13 protein-coding genes and 1 pseudogene are annotated in these 18,803 nt (G+C 71.4%); 5 read left to right on the forward strand and 9 right to left on the reverse strand.

The annotated features are described in order from the left end of the window. Together ABZ128_RS32715 and ABZ128_RS32720 are read right to left on the reverse strand one after the other, a co-directional pair. Window positions 1–81: pseudogene (locus ABZ128_RS32715) on the reverse strand (hypothetical protein); the annotation flags it as partial. Between the two features lie 31 nt (window positions 82–112). Next, window positions 113–580, reverse strand: coding sequence for an RDD family protein (locus tag ABZ128_RS32720; RefSeq protein ID WP_356853190.1), 468 nt, complete (start codon window positions 578–580; stop codon window positions 113–115). 185 nt (window positions 581–765) lie between these two features. Between ABZ128_RS32720 and glnA the strand changes: the two genes are divergently transcribed. After that, a complete protein-coding gene (gene glnA, locus ABZ128_RS32725) occupies window positions 766–2,175 on the forward strand; it encodes a type I glutamate--ammonia ligase (RefSeq protein WP_356853192.1) in 1,410 nt (469 codons plus the stop codon). Window positions 2,176–2,247: 72 nt separating this feature from the next. Here the strand turns inward: glnA and ABZ128_RS32730 are convergent, their stop codons facing one another. Continuing rightward, window positions 2,248–2,907 (reverse strand): TetR family transcriptional regulator, encoded by a 660-nt coding sequence (locus ABZ128_RS32730; protein ID WP_356853194.1) that lies wholly within the window; start codon window positions 2,905–2,907, stop codon window positions 2,248–2,250. Between the two features lie 85 nt (window positions 2,908–2,992). Here ABZ128_RS32730 and ABZ128_RS32735 point away from each other — a divergent pair, with 85 nt between their 5' ends. After that, entirely contained in the window at window positions 2,993–3,763 is a 771-nt protein-coding gene (locus ABZ128_RS32735) for an SDR family oxidoreductase (protein ID WP_356853196.1), read from the forward strand. 9 nt (window positions 3,764–3,772) lie between these two features. Here the strand turns inward: ABZ128_RS32735 and ABZ128_RS32740 are convergent, their stop codons facing one another. The 6 genes from ABZ128_RS32740 to ABZ128_RS32765 all read right to left on the reverse strand — a co-directional run bounded on the left by ABZ128_RS32740 (window position 3,773) and on the right by ABZ128_RS32765 (window position 13,202). Beyond that, window positions 3,773–4,291, reverse strand: a complete 519-nt coding sequence (locus ABZ128_RS32740) for a DUF4240 domain-containing protein (protein WP_356853197.1) — start codon at window positions 4,289–4,291, stop codon at window positions 3,773–3,775. Window positions 4,292–4,413: 122 nt separating this feature from the next. Then, window positions 4,414–7,098: a pyruvate dehydrogenase (acetyl-transferring), homodimeric type gene (gene aceE, locus ABZ128_RS32745; RefSeq protein WP_356853199.1), complete on the reverse strand. Its 2,685-nt coding sequence runs from the start codon at window positions 7,096–7,098 to the stop codon at window positions 4,414–4,416. A gap of 221 nt (window positions 7,099–7,319) precedes the next feature. Continuing rightward, window positions 7,320–7,943 carry a GntR family transcriptional regulator gene (locus tag ABZ128_RS32750; protein WP_356853227.1) on the reverse strand — a complete coding sequence of 208 codons (624 nt, stop codon included), beginning with the start codon at window positions 7,941–7,943 and terminating at the stop codon, window positions 7,320–7,322. 168 nt (window positions 7,944–8,111) lie between these two features. Further along, entirely contained in the window at window positions 8,112–9,905 is a 1,794-nt protein-coding gene (gene sucB, locus ABZ128_RS32755; RefSeq protein WP_356853201.1) for a 2-oxoglutarate dehydrogenase, E2 component, dihydrolipoamide succinyltransferase, read from the reverse strand. Window positions 9,906–9,958: 53 nt separating this feature from the next. Beyond that, entirely contained in the window at window positions 9,959–11,347 is a 1,389-nt protein-coding gene (gene lpdA, locus ABZ128_RS32760; protein WP_356853202.1) for a dihydrolipoyl dehydrogenase, read from the reverse strand. A 319-nt stretch (window positions 11,348–11,666) separates the two neighbouring features. Then, entirely contained in the window at window positions 11,667–13,202 is a 1,536-nt protein-coding gene (locus ABZ128_RS32765; RefSeq protein WP_356853204.1) for a leucyl aminopeptidase, read from the reverse strand. A 346-nt stretch (window positions 13,203–13,548) separates the two neighbouring features. On the opposite strand from ABZ128_RS32765, the gene ABZ128_RS32770 reads away from it, so the two are divergent. The 3 genes from ABZ128_RS32770 (at window position 13,549) to ABZ128_RS32780 (ending at window position 18,802) form a co-directional block, all read left to right on the forward strand. Then, entirely contained in the window at window positions 13,549–15,585 is a 2,037-nt protein-coding gene (locus ABZ128_RS32770; protein ID WP_356853206.1) for a hypothetical protein, read from the forward strand. A 137-nt stretch (window positions 15,586–15,722) separates the two neighbouring features. Further along, complete coding sequence (gene pelF, locus ABZ128_RS32775; protein WP_356853207.1) at window positions 15,723–17,264, forward strand: GT4 family glycosyltransferase PelF; 1,542 nt, start codon at window positions 15,723–15,725, stop codon at window positions 17,262–17,264. Beyond that, complete coding sequence (locus ABZ128_RS32780; protein WP_356853209.1) at window positions 17,261–18,802, forward strand: hypothetical protein; 1,542 nt, start codon at window positions 17,261–17,263, stop codon at window positions 18,800–18,802. Before pelF ends, ABZ128_RS32780 begins: the two co-directional genes overlap by 4 nt. Window position 18,803: the final 1 nt, after the last annotated feature.

Raw genomic sequence — 18,803 nt, forward strand, 5'->3', positions numbered from 1 at the left:
GCCGAGCCCGATCGGCACGCCGTCGATGTACTCGCCCGGGGTGCCCGGCGGGGCTACCGGCGGCGCGACGTGGTCGAAGAAGCCGTCGTTCTCGTAGTGCCGCTCGGGCCGCTCAGATCCGCACCTGGACGGCGCGGGCGAGCCGGTCGTGCAGGCCGCGGCCGTCCCGGTCCCAGATCAGCGCCGGGATGACCAGGGCGAGCAGCAGCGTGCGCAGCACCACCCGGCCGAGGCCGAGGCGGCCTCCGCCCTCCGCGACGACCCGCAGCCCGAGGAGCCGCTTCCCGGGCGTGAAGCCCACGGTGCCGACCGTGAGGACGCTCAGGGCGACGAAGAGCGCGAGGGTCCAGTTGCCGGTCGCGGTCCCGCTGCCGCCGGTGATCAGCCCGTACGCGATGAGCTGGCAGCCGATCCAGTCGACGGCGACGGCGCCGAGGCGGCGCCCGAAGCGGGCCGCGGAGCCGGGGCCCTGCTGGGGCAGGCCGAGCCGCCGACCCGGGTAGCCGAGGTCGACACCCATGTCCTCGGCGGCTGCACGGGGGCCGGAGAGCCATGATCCGATTGCTTGCCTGTTGTCCACCCGAACACGGTACCTGTGCGGCTCCGCGGCCTCCCGGCCGGACCCTGGTTAACTTGTGCGAAACAAATGGGTCATGCTTGAGAAATCCCGTCTGCTTATGGTCGGGTCAGCGTGCGGCACCGCACTGACGCACCACGAGCTATAAAGCCCGTCCCTGCCCCGGGACCGGGAGTAGGAGGAGTTGGATGTTCAAGAACGCCGACGAAGTGAAGCAGTACATCGAGGAGAACGACGTCAAGTTCGTCGACGTCCGCTTCTGCGACCTGCCTGGTGTGATGCAGCACTTCACCATCCCGGCGCGAGCGTTCGACCCGGCGGAGGAGCTCGCCTTCGACGGTTCCTCGATCCGCGGTTTCCAGGCGATCCACGAGTCCGACATGGCGCTGCGTGCCGACATCAGCACCGCGCGTCTGGACCCGTTCCGCAAGGACAAGACGCTCAACATCAACTTCTTCATCCACGACCCGATCACGGGCGAGGCCTACAGCCGCGACCCGCGCAACATCGCGAAGAAGGCCGAGGCCTACCTCGCCTCCACCGGGATCGCCGACACGGCGTTCTTCGGTCCCGAGGCCGAGTTCTACATCTTCGACAGCGTGCGCTTCGCGACCACCGCGAACGAGGGCTTCTACCACATCGACTCCGAGGCCGGCGCCTGGAACACCGGCTCCGAGGAGAACAACCGCGGCTACAAGGTCCGCTACAAGGGCGGTTACTTCCCGGTCGCCCCGGTCGACCACTTCGCCGACCTGCGCGCCGAGATCTCCCTCGAACTGGACGCCCAGGGCCTCCAGGTCGAGCGCCAGCACCACGAGGTCGGCACCGGCGGCCAGGCCGAGATCAACTACAAGTTCAACACGCTGCTCGCCGCGGCCGACGACCTGATGCTCTTCAAGTACATCGTGAAGAACGTCGCCTGGCGCAACGGCAAGACCGCGACCTTCATGCCGAAGCCGATCTTCGGTGACAACGGCTCGGGCATGCACGTCCACCAGTCGCTGTGGCAGGGCGGCGAGCCGCTCTTCTACGACGAGGCCGGCTACGCGGGCCTCTCGGACACCGCCCGCTACTACATCGGCGGCATCCTCAAGCACGCCCCGTCGCTGCTGGCCTTCACCAACCCGACGGTGAACTCCTACCACCGCCTGGTGCCGGGCTTCGAGGCGCCGGTCAACATGGTGTACTCGCAGCGCAACCGCTCCGCCGCCATGCGCATCCCGATCACGGGCTCGAACCCGAAGGCCAAGCGCGTCGAGTTCCGCGCCCCGGACCCGTCCTCGAACCCGTACCTGGCCTTCTCGGCGCTGCTCCTGGCCGGCCTCGACGGCGTCAAGAACAAGATCGAGCCGATGGAGCCGATCGACAAGGACCTCTACGAGCTCTCCCCGGACGAGCACGCGAGCGTCCCGCAGGTCCCGACCAGCCTGGATGCGGTCCTCAAGGCCCTGGAGGAGGACCACGAGTACCTCCTGGCCGGCGGTGTCTTCACCCCGGACCTGATCGAGACCTGGATCGACTACAAGCGCACCCACGAGATCGCCCCGATCGCGCTGCGCCCGCACCCGCACGAGTTCGAGATGTACTTCGACATCTAAGAACCGGGCGAAGCCTGACAGAGGCCCTGCCGCTCTCCTCGGAGAGCGGCAGGGCCTCTGCCGTTGTCCGCGTCACCGCCCGGACAGGATGTCCATCCCGCGGGTCAGCTCCCGCAGGGAGCGGACGGCCAGTTGGGCAGGGGAGTCCGGGCCCGTGGGCGGGGTGTCGGTTTCGGACCAGACCTCCAGGGAGACCCGGATCGCGTCGGTGGCCGCCGCCGCGAGGAGGCGTACGGCGAGGGGGTCCGCGGCCGGGCCGGCCAGTCGGGCGATGACCGGGACCAGGTGCTCCTCGGAGTCCTGGTTCACGCGGTACCAGACCGCCCGCAGCGCCGGGTCCGTCGCCGACGCCCGCAGCAGGCCGCGGGTCACCTCCAGGCCCTCGCCGACCGCCGTGGGGTCGCTGAGGGAGCGGGTGACGGCGCGTTCCAGGGCCTCGGCGAGCGGGGTGCCCGGGTGCTCCTCCGCGAGCAGGGCGCGCCAGGTGTCGCCCCCGGTGGCGAGGAGGGGGGCCACCGCCTCCTGCTTGTTGCGGAAGTAGCGGTAGAACGTGCGCAGCGCGACACCGGCGCGGTGGGCGATGTCCTCGGCGGTGGTGCCGTCGGGCCCGTGTTCGGCGAACAGGGCGCAGGCCGCGCGCGCGATGTCGAGCTGGGTGGCGGCCTTGCGGCGCTCGGTCAGCGACTGGGCCCCGGGGCCGGGCAGGGGAGAGTACGGACGAGGGGATCTCACGAGGGAAGCCTACTCCCCGGACCCGCCGGTAATTGCATGCATTGTCACTATGGCAAAACGTGTCATACGCCCGTACGCTCGCTCCATGAACCGTTACGAAGGACGTCGTGTCCTCATCACCGGCGGCGGCTCCGGCATCGGCCGGGCCACCGTCCACCGCATCCTGGCCGAGGGCGGCCGCGTCCACACCGTGGACGTCGACGAAGCCGGGCTGAAGGGCACCGCGGAGGCGGCCGCCGCCGCGGGCCATGCAGAGCGGCTGAGCAGCGCGGTCCTGGACATATCCGACGAGGCCGCGGTCCGGAGCGGGGTCGCCGCAGCCGTCGCGGCCCTCGGCGGGCTCGACGTCCTCGTCAACGCCGCCGGCATCCTGCGCTCCGCGCACACCCACCAGACCACCCTCGACCTGTGGAACAAGGTCATCGGGGTCAACCTCACCGGCACCTTCCTGATGGTCCGCGAGGCGCTCCCCGCCCTGCTGGAGGGCGAGCAGCCCGTCGTCGTGAACTTCAGCTCCACCTCCGCGTCCTTCGCCCACCCCTACATGTCCGCGTACGCGGCCAGCAAGGGCGGCATCCAGTCCATGACCCACGCCCTGGCGGCCGAGTACAGCAAGCAGGGCCTGCGCTTCGTCTCCGTGGCGCCCGGCTCCATCGAGAGCGGCATGACCACCGGCAACGGCCCCGGCCTGCCCGAGGACACCGACTGGAGCCTGTTCACCAAGCTCGCCCCGGCCATCGGCCAGGGCTTCGCCGGGCCGCAGACCGTGGCCGGTGTCGTCGCCATGCTGGGCTCCGAGGACGGCGCCTTCATCACCGGCACCGAGATCCGCATCGACGGCGGCACGCACTACTAGGGAGTGTCGTCAGGCCCTGAAACGGTCCCACAGCCGGGGGAAGCGCTCCGCGAGGACGGCCTCGTTCTCGAAGTCCAGCGGGGCGCCCTCCGGTTCCGCCGGCTGGAGGGGGATCCCGAGGTCGGGGGCCACCACGCCGGTCAGCTGCTCGTACGCCTCGTCCGCGGCGTACCCCAGCTCCTCGCCGTCCCCGTCGATCTCCTCGTCGAACTCGCCGAGCAGCTCCGCCAGCTGGTCGGGATCGTGCACCGCGCCCTCGAAGACCTCCCGGCCCTGGCCGATCAGCCAGCAGCGGAAGTAGTCGAACGCGTCGTCGCTCGCCCCGTCGAGCAGCACCCAGGCGGCCCCCCACAGGTCCCAGGTGTACGCCCGGTTGTACCGGGACTCGAAGTGGCGGGCGAAGTCCAGGACGGAGTCCGGGTCGAGCTGCGCCAGCCGCTCGACGAGCAGCTCGGCATGTTCCTCGGGGTCACCCTCGGCCGCCTCGCGGGTGCTGTCGACGATCTCCCAGAACTCCGTCTCGTCCATCACCGCTCCAGCATCACGGGTGAGCCCCCGCGCCGCCACCGCGCACACGGGGAAAGGCCGGTGTCCGACCCCCTTGGCGGGGGTGGACACCGGCCTTCGCCGTGTCGAACGCCTACCGGCCCTTACAGGCCGTACCGCTCGCGGGCCTCCTTGACGGAGGACGCCGGAACCTCGCCGCGGCGGGCGAGCTGCGCCAGCGCGGCCACCACGATCGACTGGGCGTCGACGCCGAAGTGGCGGCGGGCGCCCTCACGGGTGTCGGACAGGCCGAAACCGTCGGTGCCGAGCGAGGTGTAGTCCTGCTCCACCCACTGGCTGATCTGGTCCGGGACCTGCCGCATCCAGTCGGAGACGGCCAGCACCGGGCTGGTGACGCCCTCCAGCGCACGCGTGACGTACGGGGTGCGCATCTCGCCGCGCAGCAGCGCCTCGTCGCACTCCAGCGCATCGCGCCGCAGCTCGCCCCAGGAGGTGGCGGACCAGACGTCGGCGGCCACGTTCCAGTCGGCGGCGAGCAGCGCCTGCGCCTCCAGGACCCAGTGGATCGCCGTGCCGGAGGCCATCAGCTGGATCTTCGGCGCGTCCGCGGCCGGGGCCGCCTCGCCCAGGTCGGCCGCCGTGTTGAAGCGGTACAGGCCCCGGACGATGCCCTCCTCGACGCCCTCGGGCATCGCGGGCTGCGGCTTCGGCTCGTTGTAGACGGTCAGGTAGTAGAAGACGTCTTCCGGCTTCTCGCCGTACATCCGGCGCAGACCGTCCTTGACGATCACCGCGATCTCGTACGCGAAGGCCGGGTCGTAGTTCAGCGACGCCGGGTTCGTGGACGCGATCAGGTGCGAGTGGCCGTCCGCGTGCTGGAGGCCCTCACCGGTCAGCGTGGTGCGGCCGGCGGTGGCGCCGACGATGAAGCCCTTGCCGAGCTGGTCGGCGAGCTGCCACATCTGGTCGGCGGTGCGCTGCCAGCCGAACATCGAGTAGAAGATGTAGAACGGGATCATCGGCTCGCCGTGCGTCGCGTACGACGTGCAGGCGGCGATGAAGTCGGCCATGGCGCCGGCCTCGGTGATCCCCTCGTTGAGGATCTGGCCGTCCTTGGCCTCCTTGTAGTACATCAGCTGGTCGCGGTCGACCGGCTCGTACGTCTGGCCCAGCGGCGAGTAGATGCCGGCCGACGGGAAGAGCGACTCCATGCCGAAGGTGCGGGCCTCGTCGGGGACGATCGGCACCCAGCGCTTGCCGGTCTCCTTGTCCCGCATCAGGTCCTTGACCAGGCGGACGAAGGCCATGGTGGTGGCCATCTCCTGCTTGCCCGAGCCCTTGAGCAGCGGGGCGAAGGAGCGCTCGGCCGGAGCCGGCAGCGCCACGTGGTGGACCTTGCGGGCGGGGGCCGGGCCGCCGAGGGCCGCGCGGCGCTCGTTCAGGTACTGCACCTCGGGGCTGTTCGCACCGGGGTGGCCGTAGGGGACCACGCCGTCGACGAAGGCGCTGTCCGGGATCGGGAGTCCGAGCAGGTCGCGCATGCCCTTGAACTCGTCGATCGTCAGCTTCTTCATCTGGTGGTTCGCGTTCTTCGACTCGAACCCGGCGCCCAGCGTGTAGCCCTTGACGGTCTGCGCGAGGATGACCGTCGGCGCGCCCTTGTGCTCCAGGGCGGCCTTGTACGCGGCGTACACCTTGCGGGGCTCGTGGCCGCCGCGGGAGCTGTGGAAGCACTCGGCGATCTTCGCGTCCGACAGCACGCCGGCGAGCTGCACGAGCTCGGCGTTGGCGCCGAAGAAGTGCTCGCGGATGTACGCCACGTCGCGGGTCGCGTACGTCTGGAACTGCGCGTCCGGGACCTCGCGCAGGCGGCGCACCAGGGCGCCCGTGGTGTCCAGCTGGAACAGCTCGTCCCAGGCGGAGCCCCACAGGGACTTGATGACGTTCCAGCCGGCGCCGCGGAACTGGGCCTCCAGCTCCTGGACCACGCGGAAGTTGGCGCGGACCGGGCCGTCGAGGCGCTGCAGGTTGCAGTTGATGACGAAGGTCAGGTTGTCGAGCTGCTCGCGGGAGGCCAGGGCCAGGGCGGCGGTCGACTCCGGCTCGTCCATCTCGCCGTCGCCGAGGAAGGCCCAGACGTGCGACTGCGACGTGTCCTTGATGTTCCGGTTCTGCAGGTAGCGGTTGAAGCGCGCCTGGTAGATCGCGGACAGCGGGCCGAGGCCCATGGAGACCGTGGGGAACTCCCACAGCCACGGCAGGCGCCGCGGGTGGGGGTAGGACGGCAGGCCGTTGCCGCCGGACTCCTGGCGGAAGTTGTCGAGCTGCTGCTCGGAGATGCGCCCGTCGAGGAAGGCGCGGGCGTAGATGCCGGGGGAGGCGTGGCCCTGGATGTAGAGCTGGTCGCCCGATCCGTCGGCCTCCTTCCCGCGGAAGAAGTGCTGGAAGCCGGTCTCGTAGAGCCAGGCCGCCGAGGCGAAGGTGGCGATGTGGCCGCCGACACCGTACTTGGAGCCGCGGGTCACCATGGCGGCCGCGTTCCAGCGGTTCCACGCGGTGATCCTGGCTTCCATCTCCTCGTCGCCGGGGAACTCGGGCTCCGCGGAGGTCGGGATGGTGTTGACGTAGTCCGTCTCCAGCAGCTTCGGCAGGGCGAGGCCGGCGGCCTCGGCGTGCTGGAGGGTGCGGCGGAGCAGGTATTCGGCGCGGCGCGTACCGGCGGCCTGGGCGACGGCGTCGAGGGAGGCCGCCCATTCGGCGGTCTCCTCGGTGTCGCGGTCCGGGAGCTGGTCGAGCTCGCTCGGAAGCTTTCCTACGGGGTCGGACATCGGTGTGCGCCGCCTTCCGGACAAAGGAGAGGTGGTGAAGAAATCCCTGACGGGCAGGACAGGGTCGGCGGACCCGGGTAGGGGTCCGCCGATGACTGTAAATCGCTGATCGATGATCGATCAAATGAAAGTGGCCAAGAAATGGCGATCCGGGGAAAGTCGGCACCGGGTGCCAGCAAAACGGGCACCCGGTGCCTGGCAAACCAGGACAAGCCGCCCCGTCAGGCCCTCGGCGCGCACCCCAGGACATGGCGCTTCACCAGCACCCCGATGTCCGGATCCCGGTTGCGGAAGGCCTCCACCAGGGCCTCGTGCTCCTCGGCGTACGACTTCTGGACCGTGCCCAGCCACCGGATGGACAGCGCGGTGAACACCTCGATGCCCAGGCTCTCCCAGGTGTGCAGCAGCACGCTGTTCCCCGCCGCACGCACCAGTTCCCGGTGGAAGCCGACGGTGTGCCGGACCTGCGCGGTCCCGTCCTCCGTCCGGTCGGCCTCCCACAGGGCCGCCACATGCGGCTCCAGCGCCGTGCAGTCCGCAGCCAGCCGGGGCGCGGCCAGTTCGGCCGCGATCTGCTCCAGGCCGGCCCGGACCGGGTAGATCTCCTCCAGGTCCGCCGCCGACAGGTTCCGTACGCGGACGCCCTTGTTCGGCGCCGACTCGATCAGCCGCAGCGTCTCCAGCTCGCGCAGGGCCTCGCGCACGGGCGTCTGGCTGACCTCCAGCTCGACGGCGATCCGCCGCTCCACGATCCGCTCGCCGGGCTTCCAGCGCCCGCTGACGATCCCCTCCACGATGTGCTCGCGGATCTGCTCGCGCAGCGAGTGCACGACGGGTGGGGTGATCATCGGGGCTTCATCTCCTGAGGGGTGGGCAGGAAGTGCGCGGTGGTGGGCGGGGCGGGCCTGATGCGTAGACAATACGGCGGCGCCCCCGCCCGGGAGTATCCCGGACGGGGGCGCCGACAGTGAGGCTGGTTACAAGCCGTTCGGCTCGTCGCGGTCCTCGGCCGCTCAGAGGCCGAGCTCGACCTCGAACTCGCCGGCCTCCAGGATCGCCTTGACGGCCGAGAGGTACCGGGCCGCGTCCGCGCCGTCCACCAGGCGGTGGTCGTAGGACAGGGTCAGGTACGTCATGTCGCGGACGCCGATGACGGTGCCCTCGGCGGTCTCGATGACCACCGGGCGCTTGACCGTGGCACCGATGCCCAGGATGGCGACCTGGTTCGGGGGCACGATGACCGTGTCGAACAGCGCACCGCGCGAACCGGTGTTGCTGATGGTGAAGGTCGCGCCCGACAGCTCGTCCGGCGTGATCTTGTTGCCGCGGACCTTGCCGGCCAGGTCGGCGGTCGCCTTGGCGATACCGGCCAGGTTGAGGTCACCGGCACCCTTGATGACCGGGGTCATCAGGCCCTTCTCGGAGTCCACGGCGATGCCGATGTTCTCCGAGTCGAAGTAGGTGATGGTGCCCTCGTCGTCGTTGATCCGGGCGTTGACGACCGCGTGGGCCTTCAGCGCCTGGGCGGCGGCCTTGACGAAGAACGGCATCGGCGAGAGCTTGACGCCCTCACGGGCCAGGAACGAGCCCTTGGCCTGCTCGCGCAGCTTCATGATCTTGGTGATGTCCACCTCGACCACGGAGCTGAGCTGCGCCTGCGAGTGCAGCGCCTTCATCATGTTGTCGCCGATGACCTTTCGCATGCGGGTCATCTTGACGGTCTGTCCGCGCAGCTCGGAGACCGCGGCGGCCGGAGCCTTGGCGGCCGGGGCGGCAGCGGCGGCGGCCGGAGCCGAGGCGGCAGCGGCGGCCTTGGCGGCCTCGGCGGCGGCCAGGACGTCCTGCTTGCGGATACGGCCACCGACACCGGTGCCCGTGACCGTGTTCAGGTTGACGCCGGACTCCGAGGCGAGCTTGCGCACCAGCGGGGTCACGTAGGCGCCCTCGTCACCGGCCGGGGCGGCCGGGGCGACCGGAGCCGGAGCGGCAGCGGCCGGAGCCGGGGTCACCGGAGCCGGGGCGGCCACCGGGGCGGCAGCCTGGACCGGGGCCGGAGCGGCGGCCGGAGCGGCCGGAGCAGCCGGGGCGGCGGCCGGAGCCGGAGCCGGGGCAGCGGCAGCCGGAGCCGGGGCAGCGGCGGCCGGAGCCGGGGCGGCCGGGGCCGGAGCAGCGGCCGGGGCGGCACCGGCGACGCCGATGACGGCCAGACGGGCGCCGACCTCGGCGGTCTCGTCCTCGCCGACCAGGATCTCCAGCAGCGTGCCGGCGACCGGCGCGGGGATCTCGGTGTCGACCTTGTCCGTGGAGACTTCGAGCAGCGGCTCGTCTGCCTCGACGGACTCGCCGACCTGCTTCAGCCAGCGGGTGACGGTGCCCTCGGTGACGGACTCGCCCAGGGCCGGGAGCACGACGTCGGTGCCCTCGGCGGAACCGCCGCCGGCGGCCGCCTCGGCCGTCGGTGCGGGGGCCGGGGTCTCGACCTCGGGGGACGGGGCGGCCTGCGGGGCCTGCGGCGCCGGGGCGGCGGCCGGCTCGGCGGCCGGAGCGGCGGCAGCCGCCGGCGCGCCGGAGCCGTCGTCGATGACGGCCAGCTCGGCGCCGACCTCGACGGTCTCGTCCTCGGCGACCTTGATGGAGGCCAGGACGCCGGAGACGGGGGACGGGATCTCGGTGTCGACCTTGTCGGTCGAGACTTCGAGCAGCGGCTCGTCGGCCTCGACGCGCTCGCCCTCGGCCTTCAGCCAACGGGTGACAGTGCCCTCGGACACGCTCTCTCCGAGCGCCGGAAGGGTTACGGAAACCGGCATGGTTTCAGTTGCTCCTAACGAAAGTGCGGAAGTGGTCGTCGCGCCCGTGACGATCAGTCGTGTGCGTGCAGGGGCTTGCCGGCCAGGGCCAGGTGGGCCTCGCCCATCGCCTCGTTCTGGGTCGGGTGCGCGTGGATGAGCTGCGCGACCTCGGCCGGCAGGGCCTCCCAGTTGTAGATCAGCTGGGCCTCGCCGACCTGCTCGCCCATCCGGTCACCGACCATGTGGACGCCGACCACGGCACCGTCCTTGACCTGGACGAGCTTGATCTCGCCCGCGGTCTTCAGGATCTTGCTCTTGCCGTTGCCCGCCAGGTTGTACTTCAGGGCCACGACCTTGTCCGCACCGTAGATCTCCTTGGCCTTGGCCTCGGTGATGCCGACCGAGGCGACCTCGGGGTGGCAGTAGGTGACGCGCGGGACGCCGTCGTAGTCGATCGGGACGGTCTTCAGACCGGCCAGGCGCTCCGCCACCAGGATGCCCTCGGCGAAGCCGACGTGCGCGAGCTGCAGGGTCGGCACGAGGTCGCCGACGGCCGAGATGGTCGGCACGTTGGTCTGCATGTACTCGTCGACCAGGACGTAGCCGCGGTCCATCGCGACACCCTGCTCCTCGTAGCCCAGGCCCTGGGAGACCGGGCCGCGGCCGACGGCGACCAGCAGCACCTCGGCCTCGAAGGTCTTGCCGTCGGCGAGGGTGACGCGGACGCCGTTCTCGGTGTACTCGGCCTTGTCGAAGAAGGTGCCGAGGTTGAACTTGATGCCGCGCTTGCGGAACGCGCGCTCCAGCAGCTTCGAGCTGTTCTCGTCCTCGACCGGGACGAGGTGCTTGAGGCCCTCGATCACGGTGATGTCGGAGCCGAAGGACTTCCACGCCGAGGCGAACTCGACGCCGATGACGCCGCCGCCCAGCACGATCGCCGACTCGGGGACGCGGTCCAGGACCAGCGCGTGGTCCGAGGAGATGATGCGGTTGCCGTCGATGACCAGACCCGGCAGCGACTTCGGCACGGAGCCGGTCGCCAGCAGGATGTGGCGGCCCTGGATGCGCCGGCCGTTGACGTCGACGGAGGTCGGCGAGGAAAGGCGGCCCTCACCCTCGATGTACGTCACCTTGCGGGAGGCCACCAGGCCCTGCAGACCCTTGTACAGGCCCGCGATGATCTCGTCCTTGTACTTGTGGACACCCGCGATGTCGATGCCCTCGAAGGAGGTCTTGACACCGAACTGGGCGGCCTCGCGGGCCTGGTCCGCGATCTCACCCGCGTGCAGCAGAGCCTTCGTGGGGATGCAGCCGTTGTGCAGGCAGGTGCCGCCGAGCTTGTTCTTCTCGATCAGGGCAACGTCCAGACCCAGCTGGGATGCGCGCAGAGCCGCGGCGTAACCGCCACTGCCACCGCCGAGGATCACTAGGTCGAAAACGGTGCTGGCGTCGTTCGCCACGTCACGTCCTCCATGCATGTGCGCCGGGCACCGGTCCTCTGTGACCGGGCGGCGGCTGGTAATCGGCCGCTTGTTTCTTCGGCCCTGTGGTGGGGGCCCTGTCCTGCCGAGAACCCATCTTCGCATTTGTCGGGGGAACGCGGGACGCCGGGCCCGCACTGTGGCAGGTCGTTCTGCCCGGAGCAGGGGTTACCGAAGCGTAGAAACCTACGGATTTCGTTGTGGGTGAACACGGCGGCCCCCTCGATCAAGTGGTGATCAAGGGGGCCGCTGTGCGTCACGTCTCACACCAGGGCCCCGGAAGGGCCGCGGGACCGCGTCAGCCCAGGTCGCCCGTGGCGGTGCGCTCGGCCAGGCGCACCAGGGTGCGGACGGCCGAGCCGGTGCCGCCCTTGGGGGTGTAGCCGTACGGGGCGCCCTCGTGGAAGGCCGGGCCCGCGATGTCCAGGTGCGCCCAGGTGATGCCCTCGCCGACGAACTCCTGGAGGAAGAGGCCGGCCACCAGGCCGCCGCCCATGCGCTCGCCCATGTTGGCGATGTCGGCGGTGGGGGAGTCCATGCCCTTGCGCAGGTCCGCGGGGAGCGGCATCGGCCAGGAGGCCTCGCCGACCTCCTCGGCGATCTCGTGGATCGCGGTGCGGAAGGCGTCGTCGTTGGACATGATGCCGAAGGTCCGGTTGCCCAGGGCCAGCACCATCGCGCCGGTCAGGGTGGCGACGTCGACGATCGCGTCCGGATTCTCCTCGGAGGCCTTGGTCAGCGCGTCACCGAGGACGAGGCGGCCCTCGGCGTCGGTGTTCAGGACCTCGACGGTCTTGCCGCTGTACATGCGCAGCACGTCACCGGGGCGGGTGGCCGAGCCCGACGGCATGTTCTCCGCGAGCGCGAGCCAGCCGGTGACGTTGACCTGGAGGCCGAGCCGGGCCACGGCGACCACGGAGGCGAACACGGCGGCGGCGCCGGACATGTCGCACTTCATCGTCTCGTTGTGGCCGGCCGGCTTCAGGGAGATGCCGCCCGAGTCGTAGGTGATGCCCTTGCCGACGAAGGCCAGGGTCTTCTCCGCCCGGGGGTGGGTGTAGGAGATCTTCACCAGGCGCGGCGGGTTCTCGGAGCCCTTGCCGACGCCCATGATGCCGCCGTAGCCGCCCTTGGTCAGCGCCTTCTCGTCCAGGACCTGGACCTTGATGCCGTGCTCCTTCGCGGTGGCGGAGGCGACGGCGGCGAAGGCCTCGGGGGTGAGGTCGTTCGGCGGGGTGTTGATCAGGTCGCGGGCGATGTTGACCTCGGTCGCGACGACCGTGGCGCGCTCGACCGCGGCCTTGTGCTCCTTGTCGCGCGGCTTGGCGCCCAGCAGGGCGACCTCGGCGAGGGGCTGCCTGGGTCCGCCGTTCTTGGCGGCCGCGGCCTTCTTCTCGCCGCCCTGGTAGGCGGTGAAGGCGTACGCACCGAGCAGCGCGCCCTCGGCGACGGCGGTGACGGCGGAGGCGTCGTCGAGGGGGAGGGCGAAGGCGGCCTTCTTGCTGCCGTGCAGCGCGCGGGCGGCGGCACCGGCGGCGCGGCGCAGCGCCTCCTCGTCGTACGACTCGTCCTCCGCGGGGAGGGGGCCCAGTCCGACCGCCAGCACGACCGGGGCCTTCAGACCGTCCGGGGCCGGCAGCTTCGTGGTCTCGCCTTCGGCGCCCGAGGCGCCGAGTGCGTCGAGCACGGTGGCGAGCTTTCCGTCGTAGGCCTTGTCCACGGCCTCGGCGCCTGCGGCGACGACGGGGCCCTTCGGGCCCTTCGCCACGCCGACCACGAGGGCGTCGGCGCGCAGCGTCGCCACGCCGGCAGTGCTGAGAGTCAGAGCAGTCACGGTGGTGAAGTCTCGCTTCCGTTTGTGTTGTGGGCCGAGTGGGTGGACGGCCATCCGTCTCGATCGTATTCCGGCCCGACGGCCGCCAGAAAATGAGCCTACGCGTAGCGGCTCGTCCGTACGTCACTCGAAGGTTTGGGAAGTTGTTCGACGCGGAGGCCGTCAGGTTCACCCATCTGTGGTCTCTGTTCCAGGTTTGCCCTTTAGACCTGACGAGGTCCGAGAGACTCGACGCACTCTCGCAAGGGGGCGCGGGGTCCCTTTGCATGATTTCCACAGAGCCTCCTCGGCCCGGCCGACCGCCATGGGCCGTAGTCGAGTGATGCCTGCGGGGGGAAAGGCCGACATGGTCAACAAGAACCGGATGAACAGGGCTGCCGCCGCCATGGCCGCGGCTGCGCTGATGTCCGTGGCACTGCCCGCCGCGTCCGCCCATGCGGCGGCCGCGGCCGTGACACCGCGCATCGACCTGAAGGTGCTCGTCGTCGACGACGGCGGCAGCTCGGTCGAGGCGATCACCGCGGAGCTCCGCGACACGGGGGTTCCCTTCACCCGCGTCCAGCTGGGGGCCGCCGGCCGCCCGGTCATCGACGCGGCGTTCCTCGCCGACACGGTCGACGGCCGACCGCGCGCCAAGTTCCAGGGGGTGGTGCTGCCCAACGAGAACCCGTTCGGCGAGGGCTCCGCCGAGATGGCGGCGCTGAGCGCGTACGAGACGGCGTACGGCATCCGCCAGGTCGACGCGTACACCTGGGCCCACCCGGGCGTGGGCCTGGAGTACACCGACAACGGGGGCTACAGCGGCCAGCTGGACGGCACCTCGGCAGCCGTCACCGCGGCCGGCAAGGCGGGCCCCTTCGGCTACCTCGGCGGGCAGGTCGCCTTCGAGGACAACTCGCCCCTCATCCCGGAGAGCTACGGGTTCATGGGCAAACCGCGGACCGGATACACCAGCTACCTCGACGCCCCCGTCGGCTCCGGCCGGGCCTCGCTCGTCGGCGAGTACGCCCACGACGGGCGCAGCGAACTCGTCGTCACCTTCGGCTACAACCAGTACCAGCAGCAGTTCCGGCTGCTGGCCCGGGGCATCGTCGACTGGCTCACCCAGGGGGTCCACCTCGGACAGGAGCGCAACTACTTCGCCGTCCACGTCGACGACGTCTTCGCCCCCGACGCCCGCTGGAGCAAGGAGCTCAACTGCACGCCCGGCGACTACGCCTGCGCGGGCGGCGAGGGCAAGGAGAGCACCATCCGGATGACCGCCGCGGACGCCCAGTACGCGGTGCAGTGGCAGCAGAGCAAGAACTTCAAGCTCGACATGCTCTTCAACGCGGGCGCCGGGGAGGAGTGGAAGGCGGAGAACGGCGGCACCGACGCCCTGACCGCGCAACTGGTGGCGGACCGGGCCAAGTTCCGCTGGATGAACCACACCTACACCCATCCCTTCCTCGGCTGCGTCCAGGACACCACCACGGTCCCGTGGACCTGCACGAAGACCGCCACCGGCGCCGTCAACTGGATGAGCCGGGCGGAGATCTCCGCGCAGATCCGCGACAACAACAACTGGGCGGCGGCCAAGGGCATCACCACCGACCGCACCGAGCTCGTCACCGGCGAGCACTCCGGCCTCAAGACCCTCCCGGAGCAGCCCGTCGACAACCCGAACCTGGCTGGCGCGCTCGCCGACAACGGGGTCAAGTGGGCCGGCAGCGACAACTCCCGCGAACCGGCGCAGCGGGCGGTCGGCGCCGCCCTGACCGTCCCCCGCCACCCGATGAACGTGTACTACAACACGGGCACCAACGCGGAGATGGCCGACGAGTACAACTGGGTCTACACCAGCCGCGCCGACGGCGGCAGCGGCATCTGCGAGGACAACCCGGCCACCTCCACCTGTCTGCCGGCCCCGCTCGACACCGCCACCGGGTACCTCGGCTACATCGTCCCGGCCGAGGCGCGGACCGCCCTGCGCCACGTCCTCGCCAACGACCCGCGCCCGCACTACGTCCACCAGTCCAACCTCGCCGAGGACCGCACCCTCTACCCGGTCCTCGACCGGGTCCTCGACACCTACCGGAGCCTGTACGCGCCCAGCGCGCCGATCGTCAACCAGAGCATGAAGGACACCGGGGTCGAGCTGAACCGCCGGGCCGCCTGGGACAAGGCGCTCGCCGACGGCAAGGTGACCGCCTACCGGATCGGCACCGCCGTCACCGTCAAGGCGCCCTCCGGGGTCCTCGCCCCGCTCACCGCCCCGAACGGCACCAAGAAGCAGCTCCTGCTGGGCACCGCCGACTTCGGCACCGCCTACGCCGGCAACCGCTCCGCCTGGACCGGCCCGGAGCTGCTCCAGAGCTCGGTCACGCTCAAGCTGCCCAGCTGACCGCGCCGGGTTCGCCCGCGCCGCCTTCACCCGCACCACCTTCACCCGTACCACCGCACTGCCTGGTACCACGAGCGCCGGCGCTCCGCCTACCCACGGGCGCCGGCCCCTTTTTCCGTCCTGGGGGGACACACCGCATGAGCCATGGGCGTCATGTCACCATGCTCACCGAAGGCACCTATCCGCACGTCCACGGGGGAGTCAGCACCTGGTGCGACCAGCTGGTACGCGGAATGCCGGAGGTCGACTTCAACGTCATAGCCCTGACCGGCACCGGCCGTGAACCGGTCACCTGGGAGCTCCCGCGCAACGTCTACCGGCACACCGCCGTCCCGCTGTGGGGGCCGCCGCCCGGCCGCAGCCGCCGCGCCGCCCTCCGGGGCCGGGCCCACCGCCGGTTCAGCGAGACGTACGAAACCTTCCTGCTGTCGCTGCTCGACCCCGCGGCCGGCCCGGCCGGCCACGACTTCTCCGCGTCCCTGCACGAACTCGCCCTCCTCGCCCGGGCCGGCCGGCTCGCCCCGGCCCTGCGCTCCGAATCGGTTCTGCGCCTGCTCATGGACGTGTGGAACCGCCCCGGCCTGGCCACCGCCGCCGCCGCGCCCACCATCCACGACGCCCTCACCGCCACCGACCTGCTGGAACACGCGCTGCGGCCGCTGGCCGTGCGGATCCCGCCCGACAGCGTCGCGCACGCCGTCAGCAGCGGCCTGGCCACCCTGCCGGCCCTGGCCGCCAAGTACCTCGACCAGGTGCCCTTCCTGCTCACCGAGCACGGCATCTACCTGCGCGAGCGCTACCTCGGCTACCGCCGGGCCGCCGAGCGCTGGCCCGTCAAGGCCCTCATGCTCGGCTTCTACCGCGAGCTCAACACCGAGGGCTACCGGCAGGCCGACCTCATCACCCCCTGCAACCAGTACAACCGCCGCTGGGAGGAGCGCGGAGGCGCCGCCTCCGACAGGATCCGCACCGTCTACAACGGCGTCGACCCGCACGCCTTCCCCGAGGCCGGACCCGAACCCGAGGTGCCCACCCTCAGCTGGTGCGGCCGCATCGACCCCATCAAGGACCTCGAAACCCTCATCCGGGCCTACGCGTTCATGCGCAGGGAACTGCCCGCAGTGCGGCTGCGCCTGTTCGGCCCCGTCCCCGCCGGCTGCGAGGACTACAAGCTCCGGCTGGAGAAACTCGCCGCCGAACTGGGGGTGAGCGACGGGATCACCTACGAGGGCCGCATCGACGAGGTCGCCCGCGCCTACGCCGCCGGCAGCATCGTGATGCTCTCCAGCATCAGCGAGGGCTTCCCCTTCAGCATCATCGAGGCCATGTCCTGCGGCCGCACCACCGTCTCCACCGACGTCGGCGGGGTCCGCGAGGCCGTCGGCGACACCGGCCTCGTCGTCCCGCCGCGCGAACCGGAGACCATGGCCCGCGCCGCCCTCGCCCTGCTGCGCGACGACGAACGCCGCGCCGAGCTGGGCCGGCTCTCCCGCAAGCGGGTCGTCGAGAAGTTCACCCTCCACCAGTCCGTGGACGGCTTCCGGCACATCTACCGCGGCCTCGCTGATCAAACGCGTGCGGGCCGGCCGGTCCTGCCCGTCCACGCGGGCGACGACTGGACCCAGCGGCTCGCCGACCCCTGGTACCGGGAACTCGCCGCCGACGGGAGCCTGTGGTGAGCGGATCCCTCTGGCTGCGCGTCCCCGGCGGCGACACCCTGCCCGCCATCCCCCGGCCCCGCCGCAGCGGGCCGGGGGAACCCGGCACCGCCGCCACCGACCCCCTGGACGAACTGGCGCAGCGTCTCGACGTGCTCGTGGCGGCCGCCGTCCACCCCGACGAGATCGCCGCCATCCTCGAATCCGACGGGATGACCGACGAGCACATCCGGCTCACCTACGGCCGCAACGACTCCTTCGGCCTCGCCGAGGAGCTCTACGCCCGGGTCCCCCGCGCCTTCCCGGAACCCGAGCACGTCCCCGACCCCTGGAGGGTCTCCCTCACCGCCTGCCTGCTGCGCGGGGTCGTCTTCGCGCTGCCGGGCCTGGCCTACGTCCTCGGCGCCCCCCTGCTGGAAGGCCCCAAGGACCGGCTCGGACTGCCCGCCGGGACGCTGACGCTGCTCGCCGGGGCGCTCATCGGCTGGGTCTGGGACCAGACCCTGTCCCACCGCGCCTACTCCTGGATGGGCCTCGGCGACCGGGCCGCCGCCGGGCGGACCCTGCTCGTCGGCGCCCCCGCCGGAGCGCTGCTCGGCACCGCCGCCGCGCTGACCGTGCCCGGCGGGCCGCCGTTCTCGTACGCCTTCGCCGCCGGGCAGGCCCTGTACGTGGGGGCCGCCACCGTGCTCCTGGTCCTCGGCCGGGAGCGGGTGCTGCTGGCCGCGCTCGGCCCGATGACCGCGGGGTCGGTGCTCGCGCTCTTCACCGACCTGCCCCTGCGGCTACGGGTGGGCCTGCTGGTGCTCTCCCTGCTGGCCGCCTGCACGCTGGCCGTACGCGAACTGCCGCTGGCCGACGGGGTACGGGCCGGCCTGCGCCGCATCCGCGGCCGCACCGGGCACCGCACCGGCGAAGGAGCGGTGCGCTGGCGGATGCTGCGGGGCGCCGAGGAGGAGTACGGCCCCCGCGGGCCCCGGCTCGGGGACTCGGTGCCCTACGGGGTGTTCGGTCTCGGCACCGGCCTGCTCGTGCTGTACGCCGCCCTGGGCGAGGTGCTCTCCGGAGGCCCCGCCGAGGCCGTCGCCGCCCCCTCGGCGGTGGCCCTCACCCTCAGCATGGGTCCCGCCGAATGGCTTCTGCACCGTTTCCGCAGCGGCAGCCTGGCCGGACTGCGGGCCGCCCGCTCGCCCCGGCAGTTCCGGCTGCGGATGCTCGCCACCCTGGCCCGCTGCCTCGTCGCCTACCTGGCCGTGCTGCTGGTCCTGGGACTGGCCGGCACCCTGCTGTGGCCCGGGGCGCCCGGCCTGACCGGGCTCCGGTGCGCGACCCTGCTGCTGCTCGGCGCCGTCATGTGGACCGGGCTGCTGCTCCAGTCCTTCGGGGCGGTCCGGCCCGCCGCCGTGGTCTGCGCCTGCGCGGCCCTCACCCAGAGCCTCGCGCTGCTGGCGGGGCTGGGACAGCCGCGGCTGGTCCAGCTGGTGGTGGCCGGTGCGGCCGCGGCCGCCCTGGGCGTGCTCGTCTGCCTGCGCCTCGGCCGGGCCACGGCGCACCGCTGAC

It is taken from the genome of Streptomyces sp. NPDC006326, assembly GCF_040612915.1.
Taxonomy (GTDB): domain Bacteria; phylum Actinomycetota; class Actinomycetes; order Streptomycetales; family Streptomycetaceae; genus Streptomyces.

Bases quoted from the DNA above. Each gene is read 5' to 3' on its own strand.
- ABZ128_RS32770 (WP_356853206.1), top strand. From the start codon at position 13,549: ATGGTCAACAAGAACCGGATGAACAGGGCTGCCGCCGCCATGGCCGCG.
- ABZ128_RS32735 (WP_356853196.1), top strand. From the start codon at position 2,993: ATGAACCGTTACGAAGGACGTCGTGTCCTCATCACCGGCGGCGGCTCC.
- glnA (WP_356853192.1), top strand. From the start codon at position 766: ATGTTCAAGAACGCCGACGAAGTGAAGCAGTACATCGAGGAGAACGAC.
- aceE (WP_356853199.1), bottom strand. From the start codon at position 7,098: ATGTCCGACCCCGTAGGAAAGCTTCCGAGCGAGCTCGACCAGCTCCCG.
- pelF (WP_356853207.1), top strand. From the start codon at position 15,723: ATGAGCCATGGGCGTCATGTCACCATGCTCACCGAAGGCACCTATCCG.
- ABZ128_RS32740 (WP_356853197.1), bottom strand. From the start codon at position 4,291: ATGGACGAGACGGAGTTCTGGGAGATCGTCGACAGCACCCGCGAGGCG.
- sucB (WP_356853201.1), bottom strand. From the start codon at position 9,905: ATGCCGGTTTCCGTAACCCTTCCGGCGCTCGGAGAGAGCGTGTCCGAG.